Here is an 8,083-nt window from a genome sequence, read left to right on the forward strand (position 1 = left end):
CTCTAATCGACCACCAGCAGGACTGGTGGGTGGGCGTGCGCGACTTCGAAAAACGCTTCGGCAAACCGCTGAACCTTGCGGCCCTCAAAGCCTTGCCGGTGCACATGGTGGCCGGCAAGGCCGACATGGAAACCTGGGAGATCACCCACCGCGAAGGCGGCAAGTTCTACATGGCCGGCGCCAATGACGCGGGGCGCACGCGCCCCGAGCGGCTGGAGACCTTGCGCCAGTCCTTTGTGCAGGCCGGCGTCAACGTCACGCTGGACCTGGTCGACAACGTTCCCCACGACGGCCTGGCCTGCGTCGACACGGTGCAGGACTTCCTCGCGACCGTGCTGCGCGCCATCCGGAAAAAAGCGGCGGGCCGGGCCCAGTGATGTCACGTCAACCCCAAACCTGAAGACTGACCATGCTACGTTTCGCGCTGGCCCGCCTGATGATGGCGATACCGACCCTGCTGATCGTGGCGGTGGCGGTCTTTGTGTTGATCCGGCTCATCCCTGGCGACCCGGCGCAGCTGCTGCTGGGCGACCTGGCCGACCCGGTACGCCTGGCTGACCTGCGCGCCCAGCTCGGGCTCGACAAGAGTTGGCCGGTGCAGTTCGGCATCTGGGGCCGGCACGTGCTGGGTGGCGACCTCGGCGTTTCCATCAACACCGGCGAACCCGTGCTGCAACTGGTGCTGAGCCGCTTCCTGGTCAGCGCGCAGATTGTGCTGATTGCCGTGCTCTTCGCCACCCTGGTCGCGGTGCCCGCCGGCATGATCGCCGCGTGGAAGCAAAACCGCCTGCCCGACCTGATGCTGGTCGGCACCGCCACCCTGCTGGTGTCCATCCCTACCTTCTGGCTCGGCCTGTTGCTGCTGCTCTTCTTTGGCCTGAAGCTCGAATGGCTGCCCGTGGTCGGCTATGTCTCGATCATGAGCGACTGGAAGTCGGGCCTGCTGTACCTGCTGATGCCCATCCTCACGCTGTTCCTGCATGAAATCGGCGTGCTGATCCGCATGGCCAGGGCCAGCACACTGGAAGTGCTGCGGCTGGACTACATCACGCATGCGCGCGCCAAGGGCCTGTCGGAGCGTGCTGTGCTGGTGCACCATGCGTTCCGCAACTCCTTCGGCCCGACCTGGACTTTGATCGGCCTCGTCCTGGGCAACCTGCTGGGCGGCGTGGCGGTTGTTGAAACCGTGTTCACGATTCCCGGCCTGGGCCGCCTGCTGGTCGACGCGATCTTCGCGCGCGACTACCCGGTGATCCAGGGTTGCCTGCTGCTGGTTGCCGTGATCTATGTCATCACCAACCTGGTCATCGACCTCTGCTATCCGATCTTCGACCCCAGGGTGCTGGCCGAATGAAAAAATTCCTTACCCCTCAGGCCCTGATCGGCCTCGTCATCGTGGGCCTGATCCTCGCGGCGGCCGTGCTGGCCTTCTTCTGGACGCCGCACGAGCCGCTCAAGATCAATTTTCTGGCACGCCTCAAACCACCCAGCGCCACTTATTGGCTGGGCACCGACGAGTTCGGCCGCGACGAACTCTCGCGCCTGATGGCCGGCGCCTCCAACAGCGTGTGGATCAGCTTCCTCACCGTGCTGTTCTCCATCTCCATCGGCACCGCCATCGGCGTGCTGACGGGCTTTGTGCGCGGCTGGACCGACCGCATCATCATGGCCTTCATCAACGCCCTGCTGGCCTTCCCCGGCCTGCTGCTGGCGCTCGCGCTGCTGGCCGTTTTCGGCGCCAACAAGTACGGCATCATCCTGGCGCTGGGCCTGGCCTACACGCCTTCGGTCACGCGCATCGTGCGCGGCACGGTAATGTCGCTGCGCGAAAAGGAATTCATCGAATCCTCCCGCGTGCTCGGCAATTCAGAGCTGTACACCATGTTCCGCCATGTGCTGCCCAACTGCGTGGCGCCGCTCACCGTGCTGGCCACCTCGATGTTCGGCTGGGTCATCCTGGCGGAAAGCTCGCTGTCCTTTCTGGGCCTGGGCGTGCCGCCGCCCGCGCCCACCTGGGGCAATATGCTGGCCGCGGCCCGGCCCTTCATGGCGCAGGCAACTTACCTTTCCATCTTCCCGGGCCTGTGCATTGCGCTCACGCTACTGGGCATCAACTTCCTGGGTGACGCGGTGCGCGACCTGCTGGATCCGCGCATGAGGGGCGTCGAATGAACCACCTTGTGGATGTCTCGGCCTTWAGCCTTTCCATCGGCAAGGGCGGCCGCGAAATCGTGCGCAATGTGTCCTTCACCGTCGCACCCGGCGAAATCGTTGGCATCGTCGGCGAATCCGGCAGCGGCAAGACCCAGGCGGCCCGGGCCATCATGGGCCTCACGCCGCCGCCTTTGGTGCGCAGCGCCGGCCGCATCCTGTTTGAAGGTGAAGACATGGCGGCGGCCGGCGACGCGCGTTTGCGCCAGCTGCGCGGCGCGCGCATTGGCATGGTGTTCCAGGAGCCCATGACTTCGCTCAATCCGTCAATGACGATTGGCCGGCAGCTTGACGAAGGCCTGGCGCTGCACCGGCCCGAGCTCTCGCCGGCCGCGCGCCGCGACAAGGCTTTGGCCATGCTCGCGCGCGTCGGCATCACCGACCCGCAGGCCGCGCTCGCCGCATGGCCACATGAATTTTCAGGCGGCATGCGCCAGCGCATGATGCTGGCCTCTGTCATGCTGCTGGAGCCCGCGCTGCTGATCGCCGACGAACCGACTACTGCCCTGGACGCGCTGGTGCAGCGTGACGTGCTGGAGTTGATGGTTGGCCTCACGCGCGAACACAACACCGCCGTGCTGCTGATCAGCCACGACCTGCCCATGGTGGCGCGCTACACCCAGCGCATGATCGTCATGCAGCAGGGCGAAGTCGTCGAAGCCGGCGACACCGCTGCTTTGCTGGCCGGCCCGAAGCAGGACTACACCCGCAAGCTGCTGGAGGCCATCCCGCGCCGGCAAGCCGCGCGCACGATTGCCGACGAACAGCCCGTCATCGAAGTGCGCAACCTCGTCTTCGACTACCCCGGCAAACGCCGCCTGTTTGCCAAGTCCGCCGCCAAGCGCGTGCTGCACGGCATAGACCTGGTGGTGCGCCCGCGCGAGATCGTCGCAGTGGTGGGCGGCTCCGGCTCGGGAAAAACCACGCTGGGCCGCGCGATTGCCGGCTTGCTCAAGCCGACCGAAGGCGACATTCGTTTTCGCGGCCGTTCGATTGCTCGCGGCGACGCGGGCTGGCTGGACTACCGGCTCAACTGCCAGATGGTGTTCCAGGACCCGTACTCGTCATTGAATCCGCGCATGAGCATTGGCCAGCTGGTCGGTGAAGGGCTGCGGCTGGTTCCCGGTCTGTCATCCGCTGAGCGGCAGGCGCGCGTAGCAAAGATGCTCGATGAGGTTGGTTTGGAGCCCCGGCATGCGCAGCGTTATGCGCATGAACTCTCGGGCGGCCAGCGCCAACGCGTGGCGATTGCCCGCGCGCTGATACGCGAGCCGGCTTTTGTGATTGCCGACGAGCCGGTGTCGGCACTCGACGTCACCGTGCGCGCCCAGGTGCTGGCGCTGCTGGCCGAGCTGCAGGAACGCCACGGCTTTGCCTGCCTCTTCATCAGCCACGACCTCGGCGTGGTCGAGCAGGTGGCCGACCGCGTGATCGTGATGCAGGCCGGCCAGATCATCGAGCAGGGCAGCCGCGACGAGGTGTTCGACAAGCCGCAGCACGCCTATACACGCAAGCTGCTCTCCGCGATTCCTGCGCTCACGCCCACAGGCCAGGGCGGCATGCAGCTCAAGTGGCGCTTTGACGAACCCGATACGCCGGCAGGCGCCCTGAACCCCTTACACCCTCTTCCGGTCTGATCTTTAAGGAGCTTTTCATGCTTTCCCTTCGATTGAAATTTCTGGCCGCCGCCATGCTCGCGGCCTGTTCCGCGGCCCAGGCCCAGACCCCACAAATCGTGGTCGCGCAGCCGGCAGACATCCGCTCGACCAACCCCGGCGTGAACCGCGACAACACCACCGACGGTGTGGTGCTCAACATCGTCGAAGGCCTGGTCGCGTACCACGAGAACGGCACCGTCGGCCCGCTGCTGGCGCGCTCCATCGTCACCAGCCCCGACGGCCTGACCTATATCTTCAAGCTGCGCACCAACGTGAAGTTCCACAATGGCGAGCCCATGACTTCGGCCGACGTGCTGTGGAGCTGGAAGCGCTACATGGAACCCAAGACCGACTGGCGCTGCCTCAGCGAATTTGACGGCCGCTCCGGCGTCAAGGTGACTTCTGTCACGGCCCCCGACGCRCAGACCGTGGTCATGCAGTTGGACAAACCCTCGGCCGTGTTCCTCGACAACCTGGCCCGCACCGACTGCGGCATGACGGCCGTCCTGAACAAAAAGTCCGTCAAGGAAGACGGCAGCTGGGACAAGCCCATCGGCACCGGCCCCTTCAAGTTTGAAGAATGGAAGCGCGGAGAGTACGTCACGCTCAGCGCATTTGCCGACTACCAGTCGCCCCCCGGCACCAAGCCCGACGGCTACCTCGGCCTCAAGAAGCCGCTGGTTGGGCAGGTCAAATTTTTGACCGTGCCCGACATGTCGACCTCCAAGGCCGGCCTGCAGTCCGGCGCCATCGACGCGGGCCAGATCACCTCGTCCGACGTGCAGGAGCTCAAGGCGAATAAAAATCTCAGCGTTGTCGCCGCAGTGGACGCGGGCAAGAACACGCTGCTGATGCAGACCAACGACCCGCTGCTCAAAGACGAGCGCATCCGCCAGGCCATCGCGCTCTCGCTTGACATGAACCAGCTTGTCGCGGCCGCGTCCGAAGGCCTGGCCCGCGTCAACAACTCGGCCATCCAGGACACTTCGGCCTTCTACACAGCGGCCCAGAAAAAAGGCTACCGCCACGACCCGGCCAAGGCCAAGCAGCTGCTGAAGGAAGCCGGCTACAAGGGCCAGCCCATCGTGATCCAGGCCAACAAGCGCGCGCACGTGCCCAGCTTCTCGGTCGCGGTGATGAGCCAGGCCATGATGCAGGCCGTGGGCATCAACGCCCAGATCGAGGTGCTCGAATGGGCAACCCAGCTGGACCGTTACAACAGCGGCAACTACCAGATGAGCTCCTTCACCTATTCGTCGCGCCTGGACCCGGCCCTGAGCTATGAGCAGTTCTCAGGCAACAAGGCCAAGCAGCCGCGCAAGGTGTGGGACGACCCGGCCGCGCAAAAGCTGATCGACCAGAGCTTCGCCGAAGCGGACCCCAAGAAACGCCAGGCCTTGTTTGACCAGCTGCACGCGTTGATGATCGCCAAGACGCCGCTGGTCATCCTCTACAACGTGACCGATTCGTGGGCTGTGCGCAAGCGCGTGAACGGGTTCACGGTGTGGGAAGGCAAGCCGCTGCTCTGGAATACAAAGCTGGCCGCCAAGTAAGTCATTCCAGCATCACCTCTCGGTCGCCTTGCACGCAGGCCCGCGCGCAAGGCATGGACAGGCACGCCTTGCGGCGGTCGTCATCTCTCTTCACGCAACTTCTTACGGCAGCCCAGCATGGCAAACATCAAACAATTCCCCTTTATCTCCGTCTCCGGCAGCCCGCATGAACGCGGCCTGCAGTACGGGCGGCAGGCCGCCGACCGGGTACGTGGCAGCGCGCGCCTGTACGGCCAGACGCTGGTCAACCTGGGCTACAGCGAACAGGCACGCGCGCGCTTGATCGACTTCTTCGCCAAGGAAATCGGCAACTTCGCACCCCACTACATCGACGAGATGCGCGGCATCGCCGAGGGCGCAGGCGTGGACTTCCAGGACATCGTGATGATCAACGCCCGCACCGAGGTGCTGGCCAAGGCCCGCGCCGAGAAGGTCACACAGGCCGACCAGGAGCCGGGCGACGGCTGCACCGGCGCCCTCATCCTGCCCGAGCGTTCGGCCAACGGCAACCTGCTGCATGGCCAGAACTGGGACTGGCGCGCCGAGTGCGTCGAGACCTCCGTCGTGCTGCGCGTGCGCAACGACAACGGCCCCGACTTCCTGACCTTTGTCGAGGCCGGCGGGCTCGCCCGCAGCGGCTTCAACAGCGCGGGCGTGTCCATTACCGCCAACTACCTCGAATCAGACCGCGACTTCAAGCAGCTGGGTGTGCCGTTGTCGCTGATCCGGCGCAAGGTGCTGGAGCAGGAGATTTTCTCGCTGGCCATGAAGGCCGTCGCCGCCACACCCAAGTCCTGCTCCAACAACATCATGCTGGGCATGTCGCAGGGCTTTGGCATCGACTTTGAATGCACCACCAATGAATCGTTTCCAATTTACCCCGGCGCCGACAACCTGATCGTGCACGCCAACCACTGGATGAGCCCGGTCGCCCTGAGCAAGCTGGTGGACATGGGCATTTCCCAGTCACCCGACAGCCACTACCGCGACTGGCGCGTACGCAAGCTGCTGAATCAGCAAGACAAGCTGGGCAGCCAGGAATTAAAGAACGCGTTTTTCGACAACTTCGGCCTGCCCTACTCCGTCTGCCGCCCGCCCCGCATCGGCAGCCACGACAACCTGTCGGCCACGGTCGCCATGGTCATCATGGAGCCGGCTGTAGGAGAGATGGAAGTCGCGCCCCTGCCGGCGCTGAACAAGGTGTTCACTTGCTACAGCCTGACGAAAGAGCCGCGGATTGTTGCTTGATTAGCGCGAAGTTTGCAGGCGCTACTGCGTATGACAACGGTTAGAGCGGTAGCATCCATTCACTTGAGTGAAATATGTCTGAACGCAAAAATCGCAGCTAATCGGTGGCCGTCAAAGCCAAGGTGTGAGTTTCCGAAATTAAGTTTTAGCAATCTAATGGATCAGCAGCTTCACCAGTTCCGGCGGCAAACCGTCGAATGCTTCGTACTTCTCGACCTCAGTAAGGAGACTTAAGTGCAAGTCCCGTACATCAGTATTTCTGCGATTCACCTCAGCAATGCAATGTTGGAGCCGCCGCATCCACTCCATCCCTTCTTCTCGAGACGGTCTTGGCCAATTCCCTTTAAAGATACTTCTACCTTGATTGCCCAGGATCCGGTTGAACGTCACTCGCAATCTACTGAGAGTTAGGTCCTTTAGATAAGGGTTGCGAAGATACTCAAGATTCCAGAATTCGGAGCGTTTCATCGTATTTGGGACGTCAACGACGGTTCTGAAGGCTTTGACATCTCCGTCACCTACCGAGGGAACTCCGGTACGCCGCTGTGTCCATGCCTCAACCAATCTATTAATGAATTGCAGCTTCCATGGCGACTGCATTACGCCAACGCTTTGAAAAATGAGCATAGCGAAAGCAGTTCTCCCGTCAGGCAGTAGTTGATAGTGCTTCTCTGAGACATAGATAATCGCGTCGATTGATGAGAAGTTTGGCAAGCTCCCAGACTTCCCTTTGATCTTTTTGTAGAGTGCATACCCCACCGCCTCTGGCGTGAACTCCCTTATTTTGGAGTTCAAAATAACGCAAAGATTTACGGCATTTTTCCGAGGATGCCGCTCCCTATATTCTTTGAATTGAGTATTTGCAGTTCTAAGAATTTTTTCGACMGAGCCTCCAAGCTTTTTCGCAATCGCCAAACTGATCTCGGTTGCATTACTCATGGACTCGAGCATGGGGCCAACTTCGCGTGACCCGAAGAATAGGGGACGCTCTTTTTCATCAATAAGTTGATCAAGAACTTCATTCAATCGCTCTGATTGGTCACTTTCGAGGTGCTTCATTTCGATTAGCATCAGCTCGTTGAAGCACGCAAAGTCCGGAAACTTTCCGCCTTTTGATTCGATATTTTTATTTGCGTCAAGGCTACGCCCTCCTGGAAGACCTAGAACCACCTGATGAAGCTCAGATGGCAGATCTGGTGGCCCACCCTGGCGTTCGAAGTGCATTACTCAACCTTAAGAATTGGGCGGGGATGGAGGTTAGTTGGCGAATTGTGGCCTTTGAGCCATCAACAAATCGACTAGTTGTTGTTGGCCTTTCTTCCGTGTTCTATTACTTTTTCTGTCGCCCCTTTGCAGCTTTCTTTACTGGGGCTTTTCTGGTAGGAGATTTCTTCGCTACCACTTTCTTTTTTG

General features: G+C 61.6%; 6 protein-coding genes and 1 pseudogene. 6 read left to right on the forward strand and 1 reads right to left on the reverse strand.

Annotation, left to right across the window (positions count from 1 at the left end; translation table 11 throughout):
* The 6 genes and pseudogenes from AC1DWI_RS07790 to AC1DWI_RS07815 form a co-directional block, all read left to right on the forward strand.
* Positions 1-377, forward strand: a pseudogene (locus AC1DWI_RS07790) (alpha/beta hydrolase); the annotation flags it as partial.
* Positions 378-409: 32 nt separating this feature from the next.
* Positions 410-1,354, forward strand: coding sequence for an ABC transporter permease (locus tag AC1DWI_RS07795; protein ID WP_477669942.1), 945 nt, complete (start codon positions 410-412; stop codon positions 1,352-1,354).
* A complete protein-coding gene (locus AC1DWI_RS07800) occupies positions 1,351-2,172 on the forward strand; it encodes an ABC transporter permease (protein ID WP_477669943.1) in 822 nt (273 codons plus the stop codon). Before AC1DWI_RS07795 ends, AC1DWI_RS07800 begins: the two co-directional genes overlap by 4 nt.
* Positions 2,169-3,848 carry an ABC transporter ATP-binding protein gene (locus AC1DWI_RS07805; protein ID WP_477724630.1) on the forward strand — a complete coding sequence of 560 codons (1,680 nt, stop codon included), beginning with the start codon at positions 2,169-2,171 and terminating at the stop codon, positions 3,846-3,848. Before AC1DWI_RS07800 ends, AC1DWI_RS07805 begins: the two co-directional genes overlap by 4 nt.
* Positions 3,849-3,865: 17 nt before the next feature.
* Positions 3,866-5,422 (forward strand): ABC transporter substrate-binding protein, encoded by a 1,557-nt coding sequence (locus tag AC1DWI_RS07810; RefSeq protein ID WP_477669945.1) that lies wholly within the window; start codon positions 3,866-3,868, stop codon positions 5,420-5,422.
* 117 nt (positions 5,423-5,539) lie between these two features.
* Positions 5,540-6,670, forward strand: coding sequence for a C45 family autoproteolytic acyltransferase/hydolase (locus AC1DWI_RS07815; RefSeq protein WP_477669946.1), 1,131 nt, complete (start codon positions 5,540-5,542; stop codon positions 6,668-6,670).
* A gap of 153 nt (positions 6,671-6,823) precedes the next feature.
* Here AC1DWI_RS07815 and AC1DWI_RS07820 read toward each other — a convergent pair whose 3' ends face one another.
* A complete protein-coding gene (locus AC1DWI_RS07820; RefSeq protein ID WP_477669947.1) occupies positions 6,824-7,894 on the reverse strand; it encodes a hypothetical protein in 1,071 nt (356 codons plus the stop codon).
* Between the last annotated feature and the right edge of the window lie 189 nt (positions 7,895-8,083).

Source organism: Polaromonas sp. P3_C2 (assembly GCF_056402675.1).

Bases quoted from the DNA above. Each gene is read 5' to 3' on its own strand.
- AC1DWI_RS07795 (WP_477669942.1), top strand. From the start codon at position 410: ATGCTACGTTTCGCGCTGGCCCGCCTGATGATGGCGATACCGACCCTG.
- AC1DWI_RS07800 (WP_477669943.1), top strand. From the start codon at position 1,351: ATGAAAAAATTCCTTACCCCTCAGGCCCTGATCGGCCTCGTCATCGTG.
- AC1DWI_RS07815 (WP_477669946.1), top strand. From the start codon at position 5,540: ATGGCAAACATCAAACAATTCCCCTTTATCTCCGTCTCCGGCAGCCCG.